Source organism: Herpetosiphon geysericola (genome assembly GCF_001306135.1).
Classification (GTDB): domain Bacteria; phylum Chloroflexota; class Chloroflexia; order Chloroflexales; family Herpetosiphonaceae; genus Herpetosiphon; species Herpetosiphon geysericola.
Genome location: NZ_LGKP01000022.1, coordinates 408,230 through 426,069 on the forward strand (window position 1 = coordinate 408,230; position 17,840 = coordinate 426,069).

17 protein-coding genes and 3 tRNA genes are annotated in these 17,840 nt (G+C 45.7%); 6 read left to right on the forward strand and 14 right to left on the reverse strand.

What is annotated here, in order from left to right; all coding sequences use genetic code 11:
- Positions 1 to 32: 32 nt before the first annotated feature.
- The 7 genes from SE18_RS14660 to SE18_RS14685 form a co-directional block, all read right to left on the reverse strand.
- Positions 33 to 365, reverse strand: a complete 333-nt coding sequence (locus tag SE18_RS14660) for a hypothetical protein (RefSeq protein ID WP_054535210.1) — start codon at positions 363 to 365, stop codon at positions 33 to 35.
- 90 nt (positions 366 to 455) lie between these two features.
- A complete protein-coding gene (locus SE18_RS27190) occupies positions 456 to 785 on the reverse strand; it encodes a hypothetical protein (protein WP_152976659.1) in 330 nt (109 codons plus the stop codon).
- Between the two features lie 34 nt (positions 786 to 819).
- Complete coding sequence (locus SE18_RS14665) at positions 820 to 1,134, reverse strand: hypothetical protein (RefSeq protein ID WP_054535211.1); 315 nt, start codon at positions 1,132 to 1,134, stop codon at positions 820 to 822.
- Positions 1,135 to 1,169: 35 nt separating this feature from the next.
- The gene (locus SE18_RS14670; RefSeq protein WP_054535212.1) at positions 1,170 to 1,649 is read right to left on the reverse strand and encodes a hypothetical protein; all 480 of its coding nucleotides are present in this window, start codon (positions 1,647 to 1,649) and stop codon (positions 1,170 to 1,172) included.
- Positions 1,650 to 1,760: 111 nt separating this feature from the next.
- Positions 1,761 to 2,156, reverse strand: a complete 396-nt coding sequence (locus SE18_RS14675) for a hypothetical protein (protein WP_054535213.1) — start codon at positions 2,154 to 2,156, stop codon at positions 1,761 to 1,763.
- A 71-nt stretch (positions 2,157 to 2,227) separates the two neighbouring features.
- Complete coding sequence (locus tag SE18_RS14680; protein ID WP_054535214.1) at positions 2,228 to 2,728, reverse strand: hypothetical protein; 501 nt, start codon at positions 2,726 to 2,728, stop codon at positions 2,228 to 2,230.
- A gap of 17 nt (positions 2,729 to 2,745) precedes the next feature.
- Entirely contained in the window at positions 2,746 to 3,216 is a 471-nt protein-coding gene (locus SE18_RS14685) for a hypothetical protein (RefSeq protein ID WP_054535215.1), read from the reverse strand.
- A 250-nt stretch (positions 3,217 to 3,466) separates the two neighbouring features.
- On the opposite strand from SE18_RS14685, the gene SE18_RS14690 reads away from it, so the two are divergent.
- From SE18_RS14690 to SE18_RS14705, 4 genes are all read left to right on the forward strand, one after another.
- Positions 3,467 to 5,431 (forward strand): LamG domain-containing protein, encoded by a 1,965-nt coding sequence (locus SE18_RS14690; protein WP_152976660.1) that lies wholly within the window; start codon positions 3,467 to 3,469, stop codon positions 5,429 to 5,431.
- 147 nt (positions 5,432 to 5,578) lie between these two features.
- A tRNA-Arg gene (locus SE18_RS14695) sits at positions 5,579 to 5,654 on the forward strand.
- A gap of 27 nt (positions 5,655 to 5,681) precedes the next feature.
- Positions 5,682 to 5,773: transfer RNA gene (locus SE18_RS14700), tRNA-Ser, on the forward strand.
- Between the two features lie 79 nt (positions 5,774 to 5,852).
- Positions 5,853 to 5,928 (forward strand) — tRNA-Arg (locus SE18_RS14705).
- Positions 5,929 to 5,961: 33 nt separating this feature from the next.
- On the opposite strand, the gene pnuC is transcribed toward SE18_RS14705, so the two are convergent.
- The 4 genes from pnuC to SE18_RS14725 form a co-directional block, all read right to left on the reverse strand.
- The gene (gene pnuC, locus SE18_RS14710) at positions 5,962 to 6,597 is read right to left on the reverse strand and encodes a nicotinamide riboside transporter PnuC (protein WP_054535217.1); all 636 of its coding nucleotides are present in this window, start codon (positions 6,595 to 6,597) and stop codon (positions 5,962 to 5,964) included.
- A gap of 7 nt (positions 6,598 to 6,604) precedes the next feature.
- Positions 6,605 to 7,609, reverse strand: a complete 1,005-nt coding sequence (locus SE18_RS14715; RefSeq protein ID WP_054535218.1) for an AAA family ATPase — start codon at positions 7,607 to 7,609, stop codon at positions 6,605 to 6,607.
- A gap of 9 nt (positions 7,610 to 7,618) precedes the next feature.
- Positions 7,619 to 8,383: a slipin family protein gene (locus SE18_RS14720; protein ID WP_083469918.1), complete on the reverse strand. Its 765-nt coding sequence runs from the start codon at positions 8,381 to 8,383 to the stop codon at positions 7,619 to 7,621.
- 293 nt (positions 8,384 to 8,676) lie between these two features.
- Complete coding sequence (locus tag SE18_RS14725) at positions 8,677 to 10,083, reverse strand: DUF1986 domain-containing protein (protein WP_054535220.1); 1,407 nt, start codon at positions 10,081 to 10,083, stop codon at positions 8,677 to 8,679.
- 318 nt (positions 10,084 to 10,401) lie between these two features.
- On the opposite strand from SE18_RS14725, the gene SE18_RS14730 reads away from it, so the two are divergent.
- Together SE18_RS14730 and SE18_RS14735 are read left to right on the forward strand one after the other, a co-directional pair.
- Positions 10,402 to 11,913, forward strand: a complete 1,512-nt coding sequence (locus SE18_RS14730) for a helix-turn-helix domain-containing protein (RefSeq protein ID WP_152976661.1) — start codon at positions 10,402 to 10,404, stop codon at positions 11,911 to 11,913.
- 73 nt (positions 11,914 to 11,986) lie between these two features.
- Positions 11,987 to 13,435, forward strand: a complete 1,449-nt coding sequence (locus tag SE18_RS14735) for an outer membrane protein assembly factor BamB family protein (RefSeq protein WP_054535222.1) — start codon at positions 11,987 to 11,989, stop codon at positions 13,433 to 13,435.
- A gap of 45 nt (positions 13,436 to 13,480) precedes the next feature.
- Here the strand turns inward: SE18_RS14735 and SE18_RS14740 are convergent, their stop codons facing one another.
- From SE18_RS14740 to SE18_RS14750, 3 genes are all read right to left on the reverse strand, one after another.
- Positions 13,481 to 14,266: a hypothetical protein gene (locus SE18_RS14740; protein ID WP_054535223.1), complete on the reverse strand. Its 786-nt coding sequence runs from the start codon at positions 14,264 to 14,266 to the stop codon at positions 13,481 to 13,483.
- 50 nt (positions 14,267 to 14,316) lie between these two features.
- Positions 14,317 to 15,861, reverse strand: coding sequence for a hypothetical protein (locus SE18_RS14745; RefSeq protein WP_152976662.1), 1,545 nt, complete (start codon positions 15,859 to 15,861; stop codon positions 14,317 to 14,319).
- A 219-nt stretch (positions 15,862 to 16,080) separates the two neighbouring features.
- Positions 16,081 to 17,625, reverse strand: coding sequence for a hypothetical protein (locus SE18_RS14750; protein ID WP_054535225.1), 1,545 nt, complete (start codon positions 17,623 to 17,625; stop codon positions 16,081 to 16,083).
- Positions 17,626 to 17,840 lie beyond the last annotated feature (215 nt).

Sequence of the window (17,840 nt, forward strand, 5' to 3'; positions counted from 1 at the left end):
TCAAAAAATGAGTGCAGCGCTCGTTTTTGTAATTAAACCATGATTGATAGCAACCAAATGGTTCCAACAACGAGTTCGATGGTTGGTAATCCAAGCATTATCCAACGCATCAATGGTGATGTTTGTTTAATCAATATAAAGCCAATAACCAATAATGCGAGCGAAAATATCACACTCATTATTAGGCCTAAAAAGATCATGCTGATACATATACCTTCACGATCAAAATCACAAGTGCCAACTTTAAGTGAAAAAAAGCCAATCCCAAATAAGCTCGTATTTAATATATTCAAACTCGCTACTATCATAATGCCAAGCTTCGGTTTTTTCGGGTTTGTTGGCACATGATAATCGATTTCTGGCATACAAATCCTGTTCAAGTTCAATACCCTTCATTTGAGCACAGAAACGGACTGATGTAAGGGGAGATGTAGGCTATGCTGCTAAAAAATAAGTTATGACCACATAAACCAAAGAATGATGAAGCTCAAAACAGTTAGGCATGGCAGACCAAGCGTAATCCAACGCATCAATGTTGATGTTTGCTTAATTAATATAAAGCCAATCAACAATAATACTATTGAAAATATGCCACTTATGACTAGTGCTAGTGCTAGCATGCCGCGACAAACGGCTTCACTATCAACGCCACATGCTCCACCGATAATCGAAAAATATACAAGGCAAAAGAAGCCTGTATTTAATAGATTCAAGCTTGCTACTAAAATTACGCCTAAGCGGGATTGTTTAGGGATTTCTGGAACATGATATTTGGGTTGGGGCATACAAATCCTGTTCAATTACAAAAATCAAACCAATTTAGCCAAAGAATGGTGCAAAATATACCCCAAGCATTGGAATTAATGGTAACCCAAGCGTCATCCAGCGTAATGTTTTTGGCGTTTTGTTGAAACGATAAATTCCAAGCAACAAGATTACAATTGAACTAATCAGGCTGGGGAGGAATAAGCCGATCAAACTCATAAAACCGCAGATACTATTATTGCAGGTTAGCAAATTAATCAGTGCGTAGCCAAATAACCCAACGCTAGCAACATTTAAAAAGCATAAAATTTTTATTCCAAAGGTCGTTTTTGCTTGATTATGCGGCACATAATACTCAGGCTCTTGCATTATATCCTCTCAAACAGCAACATTTCTCACAGCTTTTACAAATATTCGCTGGTGGTTTCGTTGAGTAAATTTGGCATCACCAAGCGCACGAGCACGGCGCTAATGCCAATCGCAATTGGGTGCAAAATCAATGGCCACAAAGCAGTATGACTGGGATCTGCACGAAGCATCAGCCAGCGGACGCCAAGCAGCAACCCAATGATGACGGCTGGTAACAACCATAGCAACCACTTTTCGGCTCGTTGTTGAGGGTCGAGCCAGCGCCGCCAGCTATAAATGCCCAGGGTTAAGATTACGCTCTCAGCCATTCCCAAGCCCAAGCCAAAAACTGCCCCCAAGCCCATTGCCAAAGCTGCCGCTGCCAAAAATGCTGGATGGCTAATGCCAACTAAACTAATGCACAGGCCATAGGCTGCGCCTGCAAGGCAACCAATTGCGAGACCAAAGCCTAAACTGAATTTGCTAATCGTCCAGAGATTGGGCTTGGGATACGGAGCTGTGGTTGAATGAAGCATCATCTCTCCTTGATTAAAGTTCATCTAAGCGACTTAAAACGGCTGGGAAGGCTAATCCCATAAACAAAACTAGCAGCCAATTTGGGTAAACAATATAGATATGCAGGAAACTTAAATTACTGCCAATGCCCATAAATGCAGCAAAATAGGCTGTGATCGAGTAGTTGGCTGCAAAAAAGGATACCAACTGAGGCTATGCAGGCTACTCAAGGTGATTGGCGTTATGCGCCATAGCCCGAAATTGCTGATAAACCCTGAAGCAAACTTTTTGCGCCAGTTGTGAATGATGATTGCAACAATCGGGCTGCCAATCAAGCCCATCGCTGCCCCATAGAATACCCCAATAACCTCCGTCACTAAGGCGACCGCAAAATCAGCGAGCAGGCCAAGGGTAAAACCATAAATGCCGCCTACAACGACAGCCAAACCAATGCCATATTTAAAACATTCGTCGATTAACTCGCCTAAACTGGGTTGCGGGTTTGCCTCGCGCTGCTGTTGATACATCGGGCATACTCCCGTAGTAAAGCAGATTCTTCGCTCATAAGCAAGTATGCCAAATGGATGTTACAAGCTTGTTACAAACGCTTAATCTCGGATGATTGCGCAGGTTGGGAATCCAGAAGCTTAGGCAAGATAAGCCGAATCGTTATTGCAATTATTAAACTTGGCCCAATCGCATAGCCGAGGGTCTCAACTTCCAACAACCCTGCCAATGGATGCTGCTGATAATGATCATCATTCAGCAATACCTTGTACCAAAGGCCAAAATAGCTCAAGCTAATGCTACTGGGAGCCAGCCAATAAAGATTTTGTTCGCCTAGATTGCGTGGACTGAGCCATCTGCGCCAACAGTATATTTCCATTGCTAACAGCAATCCGCCAATTGAGCCAACAAACATCCCTATAATGAGTCCAAAAATTGCCCCAAAAATCATTCCAAGGAGCAGATCGACCATGAGTCCAACCACTATTCCATACAAGCCGCCAAGAATCAGGCCTAAGCCCGCACCATATTCGAGACATTGACCTGCGATAGGTATAAACCTCATTTGGAGGTTAGCCGGAACCTGATTCATAAACGCTCCTCGCTCAATTAATCCTGAATTTTCCCTAAAATGAGTGGTAGGCCAAGGAAGGTGCTGGCGCTAATGATCAAACTTGGCCAGACGACCAACCTGCTAAGGCGTGTATTCTGGGTACTAGTTAACAGCAGATCGTAGAGATAGTGATCAAGCCCGAGCTGCTGGCCAAGCAAGCGATAACTGATCAACAGATAGCCAATCACAATCATCAGTGGGGCCACCCACAGCAACGAGTAGCGGTGCTGGTTGAATGATGGAAACATGTGCTGCCAAGCATAAATCATACTGGCTAATACCATGCTCCCAACAACCCCAACGATGCCACCAACTAAACTACCAACGATAAATCCACGCGCTACACCGAGATACGAGCCGTAGATTGCGCCGATGCTTACACCGAGGCCTGGCCCGCGCTGAATACATGCCTCTAAAATCGTTGCGAACGTTGATTGAATGTTGGGATTATTGGGAACATGATACATTGCTCATACTCCTTGGTTCTGGTTAATATCTTCGCTCACACGCACTATGCCACGCGCGTGTTACACCAGCGTTACAAGCGACAAACTTTGTAAAAGCAAATGTTTAAGCCTATACTGGTTTATAACAACTTTTAGGCGCTAGCTGTGTATTGGTAGGCGTAGTTTGTTAGAGGTAATTCTTGAAGCGGCTACATTAAACGGATGAGCCTCTTGATATGGGCGTAGATGGCTCATTGATCATGGAGAGACTATGATGAAGAGTATGCGTTCTGTACTCGTGATTGCCGTGGGACTGATCGTGATTGTTGGGGCCTTATATGTTGGGTTTAGAAATCAAAACGCCGATGAAGCAACTGACGTTCCTACGGGCAAGCCGCTTGATTTTAGCCAACATCGTTGCGAAGAGATCCTCTATGGTCGTGGTTATAGAACGAAAATTATTGCTCCCGATAATGAAATTGAATCCCGCCCGATCAATCAAATTAGGGTTCCTAGTTCAGGGCCTGTGGGGTCTATACTGCTGTTTGATTATCAAGGCTATAATTACGAAAAAGCATGTCCTGATCCACTTAATGTAGCTGATACAAATATTGATCAATGGCAATTAGTCAAAGGTCAATTGTATGAAAATCTTCATAAAATGGGCATCGAGCTGTTTTCTGATCCCATCACCGACGAACTCTATACGGGTTTTTACCTGGCTGAGCGCACCCATGAGCCGCTTTTTACACTTGAAACCAAGTTGGTGATGCAAGATAAGATGGATAAAGATACCAATGAACATGCGGCTGGCTTGATGTTTCGGGTTCCTGCATTGGCTATTCCTGAACGAGCGACTGGGTATGGCGTTGCCTTGACCACCAAAGGGCCAGATAATCAGTCAGGGGTTAAGCTCTTCAAATATGATCCAGCGAATACGGTGATTCAGTTTGTGCCATTTGAGGTGAGCACAGAGCGGCTGTACCAGCTTAAAGTTGCTGTATCGCCAGCACCCGACCCACGGATCAAGGTTTGGGTTGATGATCGTTTACTGATTGATGTGGCTGATCCCGAGCCGAACATTGTTGGCTATGCAGGAGTAATGGTCAGCAACGAAGTCGCGCATTTTGATCATATGTATCTGCATAATCAAGGATCGCCGCTTGCTGCCAGCGCGCTTAACACCAATCTCCCAGCGCCTTGGGTCAAACTACCACTGAGCGATTCGTGGCTTGAGGCTGGCGATAGCCTACGCGGCAGTGGTCAGGACGATAGTTTTTATATCAGCGATAGCAAAACCGCCAATGGCCAATTGAGTGCTGATATTCGCTTTGATGACCAGCCAGCGACTGCTGCCTTGCTCTTTCGGGTGAAAGATAAAATTGCGCCAACCAATGGCAGTTATGCGGTTGGTATTTCGACCGAAAATGGCGGCGAGCTTAAATTATTCAAATTTCCCTATCAACCAATCAAAATTGTCAAAACCTCAATTCTGCCCGATCTTCCCTACACCCTCCAGATCGAATTTATTGGCCCATATCTTAAGGTGCTGCTCAATGGGCAGATGCTAATTGACTATACGATGGATAGCACTTATATCGAGGGTTTTGTTGGCTTGAATGTCTATCGTTCAACCGCAAGTTTACAAAATATCCAATTGACCCAGCCGCAATTGATAGAGAACTTTGCCACCAATTTGGCCGAACCATGGCAGGTTAGTGATCTTTTGTGGCCAGTGAATGCCCTAACAGCCCAGAAAATCAAACGTGGTTTGTTGGTCTCGGCCATTGGGTTCTACCTATCCAACACTGAAACCCCTAATGAGTTTATGTTTGAAAGTGACATCATGTTGGTTGCCGACCCAGCCCTTGAACAAGCAACAGCTGGGTTGGTCATGTTTCACCGCTATAATGCTAGCAATCGATCGCTGATTGCCTATATGAGTACCAATAATGGTGGTGAGCTGAGCTTATTTGAGTATCCTGATGGGAAGGGTGGATCGCCGAGGTATTCTAATGCTCCCTTGGCTCGTTGTAAGCTGCCAATTTATAAAGATGTGGTCTACAAGCTTAACGTCAGCTATAAAGATGCTGATCAGATTACGATTTTGCTTGATGGCCAGGCTTGTATCAATCATCCCCTCACTGCATCGTATTCAGGGGGCTATTTTGGCTTGGCGATGCACGAGGGCAATGCGCTGTTTAATAATACCGTTGTGCTCACGCCTTTGAACTAGTAGAAGCTCATCATTAAAAATGCCTACGAGCAAACCCTGCAACCTGCACAAGCTAGGGTTTGCTCGTAGGCAAGCGCTAAACTTGCAAAATAGAAAGAGCTGTGCTATACTCTCAAACGTTGCTGAAACGCAATACAAAACGAATGCGACTCCGTAGCTCAGTGGATAGAGCGTTTCCCTGCGGAGGAAAAGGTCGGGCGTTCGACTCGCCCCGGAGTCGCCACTTCTTTTTACAATCAAAACCCCACTAGGGAAGGTGGCAGAGTCCGGTTGAATGTACCGCCCTCGAAATGCGGCAAGGTGTAAAAACCTTCGTGGGTTCGAATCCCACCCTTCCCGCCACCAACATGGTAGCACGCAAATGTGCTTTTTTTATTTAATGCAGGGTGTATACGCTAAACAGGCCTGCAAACCCTAATGCGACTCCGTAGCTCAGTGGATAGAGCGTTTCCCTGCGGAGGAAAAGGTCGGGCGTTCGACTCGCCCCGGAGTCGCCACTAACAAAGAGCACCCTTGGGTGCTCTTTTCGTTTAAGCTGTTTTGCGCCATAAACGCCAACCATTGCTCGCCAAGACCAAAAAGATGGCGTACAGCAGCGCAACTAACAGCGTGCCCTTGACTGCATACAGCCAAATTGCAATCACATCAACCGTAATCCAGTAATACCAACATTCGATCCTACGTTGAGCCATCAAAATCGTGGCGGTGAAACTCATGACCGTTGTCAATGAATCAATCAGCACATAACTGGCTGGCACAGGGAAATATTGCGGCAGCCATTGATCAATATTGCCGATGATCCATGCCAATACTAATGTGCCAAACACGGTAATTCCCAGCGCGAGCAAATTATAGTTGCGTGAGCTATAACGCGGTTTTATTGCCGCCTGATCTGCTGGCCGCGACCAGTGCCACCAGCCGTAAATCCCAGTGAAAAAATAATAGACTTGCTCAAACGTATCTGCATAGAGCTGAATTTGGTAAAACAGCACGAAAAACAGCACGACGCCAATTAAGCCAATGGGCCAATTGCTGACCTTCCCGCGCCCAACCAGCCAAACCGACCACAAATTGAAAATCGTGCCCACCAATTCGAGGTAGCTCATTGGGTAGTCAAACAGCGTGAAGGCAATCGTGTTTATATCGAAGAAGCTGGCAAGATCCATAAACACCTCAACTTGGGTTGGCTAAGAGATTCTGAAACAGTTGGTGGCGTTGTACTAAGCTTTGCACTTGGGTGATGCGTTGTTCAAGCGTACCCTGAATTAAATAATAGGGTTGGCGACGTTGATGCAACTCGGCCAGCAGTTGTTTTTGGAAGATTGTACGGTGGACTTCGCCCGATCGATCCCATGTGTCGTCGTAGGGAATATCGGTATCGCACACCAAGACCAAATCGTAGCGCTGTTGGGCTTGGTCGGCCAATTGGGCCAAGCGTGGCTCGACCATGCCATGGTAGCTCAGGCCAAAATGATAGGTGGTTAAGGCATTGGTATCAACAAATAGATACTGGTTGCTTTCTAGTAAGCGCTGTTCTTCGCGAACCAAATGACCCTCGGCAATTTCGACCAATTGTTGTGGGGTGAGCCGCCGATTGCTCTGATGTTGCTCCCAATATTCGCGGCCATATTCTGGCATCCATTGGGTATTGAAGCGCTCGGCTAAGGCCGCAGTAAGCGTGGTTTTGCCAGTCGATGGTGCCCCAAGTAGCACGACCTTCATTATCAAATCGCGATAGACCAGCGGGTGTAAAAACTCGCGGTAGCGATAGGGATCGCTGCGAATTTTTGTGGCTGAAATTGGCACTTGGCTGCGCGTTGCATCAACTTGACGATTAATCGCTCCAAGCGCTTGACTCATATGCACACCATAAAATTCGCTCGAATAAAAATGGCTGATATTGCTGATCCCAAGCTGCTTGATGACATAATCTTCGTGGAGTTGCTGAATCTCAGGAGTGTTGCCGATTGCAGTTGGGCCATGCCAGGCCTCAATCACGTGGGCCTGAGGATAAAGCTTGCGCAGCCAAGCGCTGCGGACCGATAAGGGTACGTTGGTTTGTTCTGGGCTATCGTAAATGATGATCTGCAGCTCAGCCACTTCGCTGAGCGCAGTTTCAATCATCAATTGATGGCCTTTGTGCAACGGGGCGAATTTACCAAGGGTTAAACCACGCATCGATCTTTCCTACACTTCAGGTTGGCTAAATGCACTATCAATTGTTTGATCATTGTTTGATTGATGCACATGTAGCACAATCGTATTGCTCTTGTTGCTATCGAGCGCTTGCAAGACCCGCAAATTCATCAGCGCTGGATTGTGATCGAGCATGCGCGAGGCATTGGCCAAACTGCGTAGCACTGCTTGCTCGCCACGGGCTTGCTCAAGGGCAGCGGCTGTTTCCCGTTGAACTTTGGCATGCTGCAAGGCGGCGCGTTTCAACTCGGCTGGCAAGCTAAAATCTTTGATTTGAACAGCGCTAATGCTTGCGCCAAGTTCGTTGGCTTTTGGTTGTACTAGCGCAAGAATTTGGGGTGCGATGCCACTACGATCAGCTAAAAGTTGATCGAGCGTATAACCTGCAATTGCCTCACGTAGGGCAACCTGCAACTCGTGATAGATCACGGTTTGGGCACTCGCATGGCTATGAATCCAACGCTCAGGCTGATTGATATGCAGATTAGCGACCAGATTGAACTTTACGCTAATCAAATCGGCGCTGAACATTTCTTGGCCACTTAAATTAAGCAAGCTTGGCCGCACATCGAGCTTTGTAATATGATGGCTACTCCGCATGAAGCGATGGCTGCCTGGTTCAAGCAGCGCCTGAAACTTGCCATTTTTATAGAGCAAGCCTCGTTCATACTCATAAATGGTGGTAAGAGGAAATAAACGGGCTACAACGATCGTGATCATGATTAGGCTGAGGAATCCAATTACAACTGTTTCCATACTCTCTCGCTTGCAAAACGATGTTACACGCTTACCCAAATCGCGCAATTGACGGAAAGCCCGTAGCCTTGCAGAGCCAATTGCATGTACAATAGATGGATAAGCGTGTAACGGGTCAGGATTCGAACCTGGCGTTCCAAAGTGATAAGCCAAAAAGGCAATTGCTTGGTCGCTACGCAACCAACAAGCATATGCTCATCAGCTTAAGCATAACAAACAATCAACAATAACAAAAGCCCCAATCTACTGATGTAGACTGGGGCCTGCGATGGAACTATGGTCAATCGTTGGGCTTATTGCAGGTTTACATCGTCCACGAAGAACGACGTTACCAAACTGCTGTCGGTCGTGCCCACGAATTGGACGCGCACGCTTTGACCAGCGTAGGCTGCCAAGCTCACGCTATCAAAGCTCCAAGCGTTCTTAGTGCTTGCATTGCTCCACGTGCGCAAGGTAGTGATCAAGCTGCCACTGTTGCTGTAGAGGCGAACATACAAGCGGTCGTAAACAGTGCTGCCACTTTCTTGGGTGCTCATATACCAGTAGTAGCTAAGTACGCCGTTGGCTGGCACGGTTACGGTTTGATAAATGCTATCGTTGCCGTTGTTGTAGCCACCAAGCCAAGCGCTGTATGAGCCAGTGCGTGGGCGATTGGTTGCGATGATGCCGCTTGGTGCTTGAACCCAGTTAGCGCTGGTTTCGAAGCCACCATTTTGCAAGCTGCCGCCTGGAACTGGCGTGCCAGGAATTGGTGTGCTGGTTGGGACTGGCGTGCCAGGAATTGGCGTGCTGGTTGGGGTTACACTGCCAACATAGCCGTTGATCCAGCTGGTGTAGTTGGCAACTTTGGTGTACACGCCATATTTATTTGGCTGAGCACAACCATCGCCCCAGCTGACGATCCCGGTCAATTTCCAAGTGCCGCTGCTTTGGGCAACGAATGGCCCGCCGCTATCGCCTTGGCATGAGTCTTTGCCGCCAGCTGCGTAGCCAGCACAGACCATGTTGCCAGTGATTTGGCCGTTGTAGGCGTTTGAAGCATTACAGGTTGCGGTTGAAACAACTGGTACTTGCACTTTGTACAAGACGCTTGGTGATGAACCACCTTGGCTCAATGCACCCCAACCGGTAACGGTTGACACAACCCCAGCGTTGTACAAAGCATTATCGACAGTGGTTGCGAAAGGAATTACTGCAACTCTGCTGTTGAGGGTCACGGCGCTGCTGAGTTTCAACAAGGCAATGTCGTTATCGTAGGTCGATGCGTTGTAGCTTGGGTGAACAATCGCTTGGGCAATTGTGCGGCTTTGTTCGGTGCCTTCGTTGCTCGTCCAGTTGTGGTCGCCCATCACGACGCTCAACGATGAGACCGAAAAGCCTTGAACACAGTGGGCAGCAGTCAAAACCCATTGTGGTGCAATCAACGAACCACCACAATGTAGGCTGTTATTGCGCGAGACCCGGGCTTGCCAAGGGAATTCACCAGCGGTAGCTGCTGAGCCACCAACAATCTTATCTGGTGGAGGCAATTTTTCGGAATCAGGTTGCTTTTGGTCAACGACGGGGAGCGGATAGACTTCGACTTTTTTGCTGTCTTTGGCTGAGGCAGCATAGCCGCCCAACAATACTGATGTGCTCAACACCGTTGTAATGACCGCAGCCCGTACCCGACGAATTGTCCAGCGTCCAGATCGTTCCATGATAGCTCCTTATCCACAGACCAAACGATGTTTGTGTTATTGCGCCAAAGCTAGGTTATAGAAACCCTGCTTGCTCAAAAGTAAAAACTTCTTAACACATACATATACGCTACTATAATTGACGAAATTGTTTGAATCAACTAGATTGTTTGTTAGATTGTTTGATGATTACGGCCTTTTCATGACGTGGCTCAAGCAATAAGACAGCCGGAGAAGCGCGAAGGCGCACACCTCAACATCGTCGTTGCCAATCATCAACCTATCAATTGTGAACCCGCTGGACAGCTCATCCAGGTGTGGTTTACTGAGGTACTGCCTGTGGGACGCAAATCCAAGCAAGGTACGTCGTACCTTCGTCTACTCCGTGAAGAACGTGGGATTTCACTAACCGAGATGGCCGGGCTGGTTGGCTATACTAAAGGCTATATTTCTGCGGTCGAAACTGGGGTTTCTAAGCCAACGACTGCCTTTTTACACGCTTACGAGCGAGCCTTGGGGGTTGATGAGGGGAGTTTGGCTGCAAGCGCCGAACAAGCTATTAGCCAAGTGCTTACCACTGCCCAAGCAGGCTTGATGCCTGAGCCACCAAAAATCGACCCCAGTTTGCTGCCTGTCGCCAATAAAGGCGCGGTGCTCGAGGGCGTGCAATCGATTCTCTTGCAGGCCATCGCCATGGTCACTGCTGCCGCCAAACAAAGCCCTTGGCCAGGAGCCGAAATCGTCGTGACCTTTCAAAGCGAGCACGATCCTTTAACGGTTTTTCCTGAATTGGCGATCCCTTGGCGATCTGCTTTGCGCCAAGCACTGCATGCTGGCTGGAATGTGGTGCATCTTTGGCGCTTGCGAATTGAAAATCAACATCGTTTTGAATTGATCGCGCGCATGCTTTCGATGCTGGGCTATCGGGGCAAATATCAGCCCTATCTTTTTCCCAATCATGTTTTGCCTGGTGCGCCTGCCGATGTGATTATTGTGCCTGGCCAAGGAGCATTGTGGCTGTTTGGCAGCCGCCAATCCAAACATGTGGATAGTGGCTTTTTCTTTGCGCCTGATAGCCCGCATTATCAATTAATGAGCCAATTTGCCACCATGATGCGTTCGCAAACCCAACCATTGTTGGAGGTGTATCCAGAGCGATCATTGGATTTTAAGGCCTTGGCGTTGCAATTCGAGGCCGAGGATGGCGCCCAATTGTTGTTAAAAGAAGGGCTTAGTTTTCAATCGATGCCAATTGCGATTCGCAGTGCCTGTATTCAACGGATTTTGCAAGCACCCTTGGTACGGTCGTTGCAAGAACAAACCCATCTGGAGCTGTGGTGTCAACAATTATTGGATCATCATCGTCAGCGAGTGCATTTATTTGAGCAATTTTTGCAAGATCGCCAACACGAGGCGCGTCATGTTGTTACAAAAACAGCAATTTTGCGTTTATTGAGCGACGGCGAGCTGCCTGCCGATGATTGGCTGCGCGATCAACCGCAAAGCCAATTGACCTTGGCCGAGGCTTTGGCATGGTTGCGCCATGTGATTTGGCTCTTGCAGGTATATCCAAATTATCAGCTGGCGATTGTTGATGCGATTGACCCTGCCTATTTTCCAGTCGCCTGGAAAGTTGAAGGTCGTCAAACCTTAATTTTAGAATCATGGCAGGTTACTGATACCGAAGATGGGCGCGAAAACGTCAATATCATTATTCATGATCGCACGATTGCCCATTCATTCCGTGACCATTTTTTCACCTATTGGGAGCGTTTAGCCAATCGCGAACGCAATAAAGATGCAGTAATTGATTGGTTGCAGCAGCATGTGAGCCAGCCAGTTAAGCTGTAACGGCGTTTGAATTGGCGGCGTACTCGCAACGCTCTTATCTCTGTTGAATGCTTGTGTGCCGAAGGAGCCTCAAATGTCGCAACAATGGAATAGTAATATGGCGCCCTATCGCCAAGAACGTTCTTCGTGTTTGCCCATAATCCTCGTGTTATTGATTTTGCTTGCAGCGATTGGTGGCGGGGTTTATTTCTTGGCGAATCAATCGTTTGATTTAGCAAAGGCTCCACTTCGAACCGTTCAAGGAACAGCGATTGGCATTCGTGAGCCTACAGAGGGCCAACAAGCAACCATCACTGGCTCAGTGCTCTATCGTTCAACCCAATTGGCCTATGATCGTAATGGCGATGAACGCAACGAAGTCCTAGTGCAAGTTACTAGCAAGAGTATCTATTCAATGGCCTTGCTCGATGGCGCTGATGGCAAGGCGCTGTGGCAAACAGAGCTTGGCAGCGAATCCTATGATTTGGTGGCGCTTGAAGCATATATTGCGGTGGTAAAAGAGCGTGATTTGCGGCTGTTTAATGCCAAAGATGGCACGCTTGCTTGGCAAACACGCCTATCGGATCGGATTCAACTTTACCCACCAATGCTCTTTATTAGCGGCGATTTAATTGTGGTTCAGACCTACGATAATATTTTGACCGCCTTTGAAGTAGCAACTGGAACGCAGCGTTGGCAAAAAACCTTGGCTGATCGCTATGCTCGTGCCTTGACCAAATTTGGCGATGAATTATGTGGCACCGAGCGCGATGCTGAATCAGGCTTGGAATTTATCATCTGCTTTGCGCTGCAAACTGGCGAGCAACGCCAAGCAATTCAATTAAATCAAGATTGGACAGAGCGGATCGAGTGGATGGCTGATCCGCAGAATAACACTGGCATTTTGCGCCTGCGCAGCGATAGCGATCCGGCGCAGCTCGCGGCAATTGGGCTTGATCAACAACAGCGCTGGAGTGTCGAGCTAGCTGATGATTTTGCTGATAGTTTTAGGAGCAGCGACCGCAGCTTGGCGAGCAGTGCCGATATGTTGGCATTTGGTGCTGGTGAACAGGTTGCGATTATTACGCCTGAGCATCAAGTTGTGACCTATAGTTTGAGTGATTATGCACTGCATCCAATCGGCTTCGATGGAGAGGTTTTGTATCTTGCTGCGGTCAAACAGCGCGGCACGAATACAGTCAGCATGGTGGCAATCAATGCCAAAACCGCTGAATTGTTGTGGCGGCTTGATGATCTTGGCACGGCGAGTGATTGGAGTGGCAACAACCCAATTCAAGGGGTCATTGTGCCAGGCGAGGGCATTATTTTTGGCTGGCTCGACCAAGAAATTGACGATTTAGCGCGAGTGCAGTTGCTCAAACGCGCCGATGGTACCGTTGGTTGGTCGTTCCAACAAGAGATGTTTATTGGCCAATTGCCGACGTTAACCCGCAGTGGCAATGCGCTTTTGATTCAAACTGGCGATGGTTTGAGGATGGCAAACTTGCGGACTGGCGAAGGTTTGTGGACGCTGACCCGCTAAAAAACAACATGCCCCTTGATTGATCTCAAGGGGCATTTTTGTGGCTTATTGAGGATGAGCAAAATTGTGCAGTACTTGCACGAGCGCCGTGAGATCGAGATTGCGCACATACAGCTGGCCCTCCGCTTCGGGCACAAGCAACCATTGTTGTTGTTCGCCACAGACCAGCGTAAAGGCTTGTTGGACGCTACTTTCTGGCTTGTTTTTCAAGAGCGCCAAGGCGCTGATTGAGCGCAATTGCTCGAATGTTTGGCCAAATGCCTCGGCGACGTTTGGCGCTAAACCGCCAGTTCTTAGTTGCGTAACCACCTCTGCACGTTTGATGGTGCGGGTGCTTGCGATGCTGCGAAAGACCGTTTCGCTTAGGGTTCCCTCGAGCGTTTCGCCAAGCTCAAGCTCAAGCGGCTCAATAATATCCAGCGCTGCTTGCACAATCTCGCGGGCTTGAGGCAGGGCGATCACTTGGTGAATGCCACCTTGGCCACGGTGAAAAAGATACTGATTGTTGGCATGATGAATATAATTTGCCTGTTGTTTTTGGCCAGCAGGCTGATGCAAAATCACCCACGTTTGGCTTGGTTGGCTGATAATGCTCAACCATTCGGCCACCATTGGCTCTAAAACTGGCTGGTCTTCGGTTAATTCCAACAAGCCATGAGCAATCAGGCTGCGTTCGGCAGTTCCGAGCACATAGTTTTGATATTGCTCAGGTAGATCGCCAAAAACGTGGTTGGCTAAATCATCAAAGCCCAGTGGCAAGGGCAAATCGGCCACAATCAAACAAACAAATAATTCTTCTTGGCTTAGCGAAAAGCCACGTAATTCACTCATAATGTGCTCCACGGATTGAATTGAACATCAGATTATACCAGTCGCGCCACCTATTCTTGTGCAAAGCGAAATTCAGTGCCCTTGGGTAAGGTTTGGCTAAATTGCTCAAGCAATTGGCGCACTTGGGCACTCGTATTCGGGTCACGAACATAGAAGGAAACATCTGGCTCCTCGACTGAAGCATAGCGAGATTCTAAATGAAGCTTGCCAATTTGCGTCCAGTCGCTCGGTAGGTATGTTTTAAACCAACTATCGTAAATCATAATTAAATTAACATCATATTGACTTGCTATTGTTTCCATCCAATTAGGTGAATTCGTTCTGCGATAATCAATGACATCAATATTCGATAGACCGAATAAATCTAATGTATAATGCGGGTTGAAATATGAAACAAGCCCAATGTCATTAACTCCAACGTTAGCATTATAATATTTACTTGCAAAGAGAGCCATTTGATATTGTTGACTATAAATACTGTTGGACATTGCTGGAGCATGTACCATATTATAAATATATTTTGAGAAAATGAGAACTGTTAATAATAATAAAATTGTTGCTAAAATATTTCTGGTATTGCTAATTGCTACTTGAATAGTGTTTCTGTATAAATAAATAAATACAACTGTTGCATAGATAAACATAAATGTTTCGTAGCGATGAAATGAGCCTAAGGTTGTACCAAAGATTAACTGTAATACGATAGATGTCATTATAGTGAGTTTAAGATAGAAATTGGATTTTTGGCGCAATTTGATTCCAATTAAAATTAATAATCCTAATAAATAATACCATGTAGCTTCTTGCATTGCGAACGATATATTAATTAATAGAACTTCAAAAGAACTTTTACTTGAAAAGAATGATGTTTTAATAATCACTGATGTGGGTAGATAGCTTAAACCAATCCTATGGAGAAAATATGAGAATGCTGCTAATGGCGCAAGCGTTAGGATTAATCCAAGCAATGATAATAAACGATAGCCTTTAAAATAAAGATAGATCAACAATGGAACAGAAATTGCCAAATTTTCGTACCGTATTAATGAGCTTAACATAATCGTAATGATTATCGATTTGTTAAGCTTATTATTGATTTCTAACTCCAAAACGTTATAAATAAGAATCGAGGTTAATAATATTTGAAGGATGTGTTCCATTCCTGACCATATCAATGGAGTTAATGAAGAAATAATAATAAATATTGAAATAATGACTGCCTTCTTGGTTGTACTAATAGTATCTTGAAATATCAATCGAATCGATTTAGAGATGAAAAATAATATGCCAAAGCCAAAAAGGATATTAAGTATTAATGGAATATATTCAAAAAAGGCTAAAGGTGCAAATAGCGCTAAAATAAATGGCCAGAGAATACTGGAGGATGGCGCTGATGGCTCGATTAGCTGCAATCCATAATGGCCTGCATAAATGTTGCGTGCTAGTGCTAGGTGAATATAGGGATCATCAAGGGTATACATGAATTTCCCTGCGTTCAAGCTATACATCACCACCCCTTGGATCACCAGGATGAATCCGAGAATCAGATATGGGATGGCACTGTGGATTGATTGGAAATTTAGGAGTCGTTTCATAGTCCCTCAGTCTATCTATAAACTAAACTGGTTCCGCGATAATGGTGAATCAGCGCCCATTAGCTCCTGCTCGCTAGGTTAGTAGCGCCAGCCTAAACCATTATAAGGCCAAAAATCCTAGCTTTGCGACCAGAAAGCGAAGTGACTAATTTGCGATTCATCAGAGCCAATCGATCGTCGGGAATCGTACTTTTCTGGTTTGCTCTCAAGCTTTTGTAGCTATTCTTGTGCAAAGCGAAATTCGCTTCCCTTGGGTAAGCTTTGGCTAAATTGCTCAAGCAATTGACCTATAGCCTCGGCATTAGCTGGATTGCGCACGTAAAATGCGACATCGCGATGGGCCGCTGCCGAAAGTTGGGTACTTAAGTGTAAATCGCCTAGTTTTGTCCATTGATCTGGGATAAAAGTTGGAAACCACTCAGCATAAATCATAATCAAATCAACGTTATAGCTACTCGCTATTTGTTCCATCCAGTTTGGGGTTTGATGTTTACGATAATCGATGACATCGATGTTGGATAAACCAAAAAGATCTAAGGTGTAGTCGTTGTTGAGGTAGGAAACAAGCCCAATATCGTTAACGCCAACCCTGCCCCGATAGTATGTATTGGTAAAGCGCGCCATTTGATATTGTTGGCTATAAATATTATTTGACATCACTGGAATGTAGATCAAATTGTAAACATAATCAGATACAGTTAACATAACTAAAATGACGAGGATGGTAATTGTGGTTTTGATTGGAGTAATGAATGCAGCTGGAACGCTCTCTCGATATAAATAGAGACAGATAAGGGTTGAAAAAACAATCATATACGTTTCATAGCGATAAAACGCACCTAAAGTTGTGCCAAAAATCAATTGCAAGCCAATCGCGGTCGCTGTAATTAAGCTCAGTTGCCGGCTTATGTTGTTGCGTACTTTTAGCCCAATCAAGATTAACATTCCAAGTAAATAAAACCAGGTTAATGCTTCCATTGAAAATAGCAACGTTGTCATCAACACTTCGATTGAACTTTTATTGGAAAAAAGCGATGATTTAATGATGACTGATGTTGGGAGATAGCCCAACCCAAGGCTATGCAGAAAATACGAGAATCCTGCTAAAGGCAATAGTGTGCCAACTAATCCAATCCCTGCAAGTCTACGATAGCCTTTTAGATACAGAAACAGGAGAACTGGAACCGAAAGTGCCAAGGTTTCATAACGTACAAAGGGATTCAATATAAGCGCAACGATTAATAGTTTATTGAGTTTCTGATTAATCTGAAGTTCTAAAAGATTATACGTAATAATCATCGTTATTACTACTTGAAGTACATGCTCCATTCCAGAGAAGATTAATGGTACAAGATTCGCAATAATAATAAAGCCAGTTATGATCGATAAATGCTTAAATTGACTTATTTGATCTTGAAAGATTAATTTAATCGTTTTTTGAATAAAGAACAGCGCTAAAAAACCAAGAATTAAGTTAAGTAATAACGGAACATATTCAAACAATGGCAATCGGGCAAAGATGGCGAGGATAAAGGGCCAGAGAATACTGGATGATGGCGCTGATGGCTCAACCACATTAATCCCATAATGGCCATGGGCAATATTGCGGGCTAAACTCAGATGAATATAGGGATCGTCAAGAATGTAGAGGAATTTTCCAGCGTTCAAGAAATAAATCGCCACCCCTTGGATTAACAGGATTAATCCAAGAATGAGATAGGGGATGGCGGTGTGGATTGATTGAGAAGGCAGTACTGGTTTCATAATCCCTCAGTTTATCTACAAGCTGGTTCCGCGCCAAGGCTCCATGAATCAGCGCTCATAAATGCCTGATCGCTACTATACCATAGGCGCTCTTGATTGCTTTATGACCAAATAGTTTGCCAGTTGCTGTGTGGTTCTTGCTGCTGTTCTGCCTGCTGATCGACGATAAATCGTGATACAATGCACAAAGATTGACCAAATCATCTGCAATGGAG

What these genes read in the sequence shown, in the direction of transcription:
- SE18_RS14660 (WP_054535210.1), bottom strand. Translation starts at nt 365, where the DNA reads ATGCCAGAAATCGATTATCATGTGCCAACAAACCCGAAAAAACCGAAG.
- SE18_RS27190 (WP_152976659.1), bottom strand. Translation starts at nt 785, where the DNA reads ATGCCCCAACCCAAATATCATGTTCCAGAAATCCCTAAACAATCCCGC.
- SE18_RS14665 (WP_054535211.1), bottom strand. Translation starts at nt 1,134, where the DNA reads ATGCAAGAGCCTGAGTATTATGTGCCGCATAATCAAGCAAAAACGACC.
- SE18_RS14670 (WP_054535212.1), bottom strand. Translation starts at nt 1,649, where the DNA reads ATGCTTCATTCAACCACAGCTCCGTATCCCAAGCCCAATCTCTGGACG.
- SE18_RS14675 (WP_054535213.1), bottom strand. Translation starts at nt 2,156, where the DNA reads ATGTATCAACAGCAGCGCGAGGCAAACCCGCAACCCAGTTTAGGCGAG.
- SE18_RS14680 (WP_054535214.1), bottom strand. Translation starts at nt 2,728, where the DNA reads ATGAATCAGGTTCCGGCTAACCTCCAAATGAGGTTTATACCTATCGCA.
- SE18_RS14685 (WP_054535215.1), bottom strand. Translation starts at nt 3,216, where the DNA reads ATGTATCATGTTCCCAATAATCCCAACATTCAATCAACGTTCGCAACG.
- SE18_RS14690 (WP_152976660.1), top strand. Translation starts at nt 3,467, where the DNA reads ATGATGAAGAGTATGCGTTCTGTACTCGTGATTGCCGTGGGACTGATC.
- pnuC (WP_054535217.1), bottom strand. Translation starts at nt 6,597, where the DNA reads ATGGATCTTGCCAGCTTCTTCGATATAAACACGATTGCCTTCACGCTG.
- SE18_RS14715 (WP_054535218.1), bottom strand. Translation starts at nt 7,609, where the DNA reads ATGCGTGGTTTAACCCTTGGTAAATTCGCCCCGTTGCACAAAGGCCAT.
- SE18_RS14720 (WP_083469918.1), bottom strand. Translation starts at nt 8,383, where the DNA reads ATGGAAACAGTTGTAATTGGATTCCTCAGCCTAATCATGATCACGATC.
- SE18_RS14725 (WP_054535220.1), bottom strand. Translation starts at nt 10,083, where the DNA reads ATGGAACGATCTGGACGCTGGACAATTCGTCGGGTACGGGCTGCGGTC.
- SE18_RS14735 (WP_054535222.1), top strand. Translation starts at nt 11,987, where the DNA reads ATGTCGCAACAATGGAATAGTAATATGGCGCCCTATCGCCAAGAACGT.
- SE18_RS14740 (WP_054535223.1), bottom strand. Translation starts at nt 14,266, where the DNA reads ATGAGTGAATTACGTGGCTTTTCGCTAAGCCAAGAAGAATTATTTGTT.
- SE18_RS14745 (WP_152976662.1), bottom strand. Translation starts at nt 15,861, where the DNA reads ATGAAACGACTCCTAAATTTCCAATCAATCCACAGTGCCATCCCATAT.
- SE18_RS14750 (WP_054535225.1), bottom strand. Translation starts at nt 17,625, where the DNA reads ATGAAACCAGTACTGCCTTCTCAATCAATCCACACCGCCATCCCCTAT.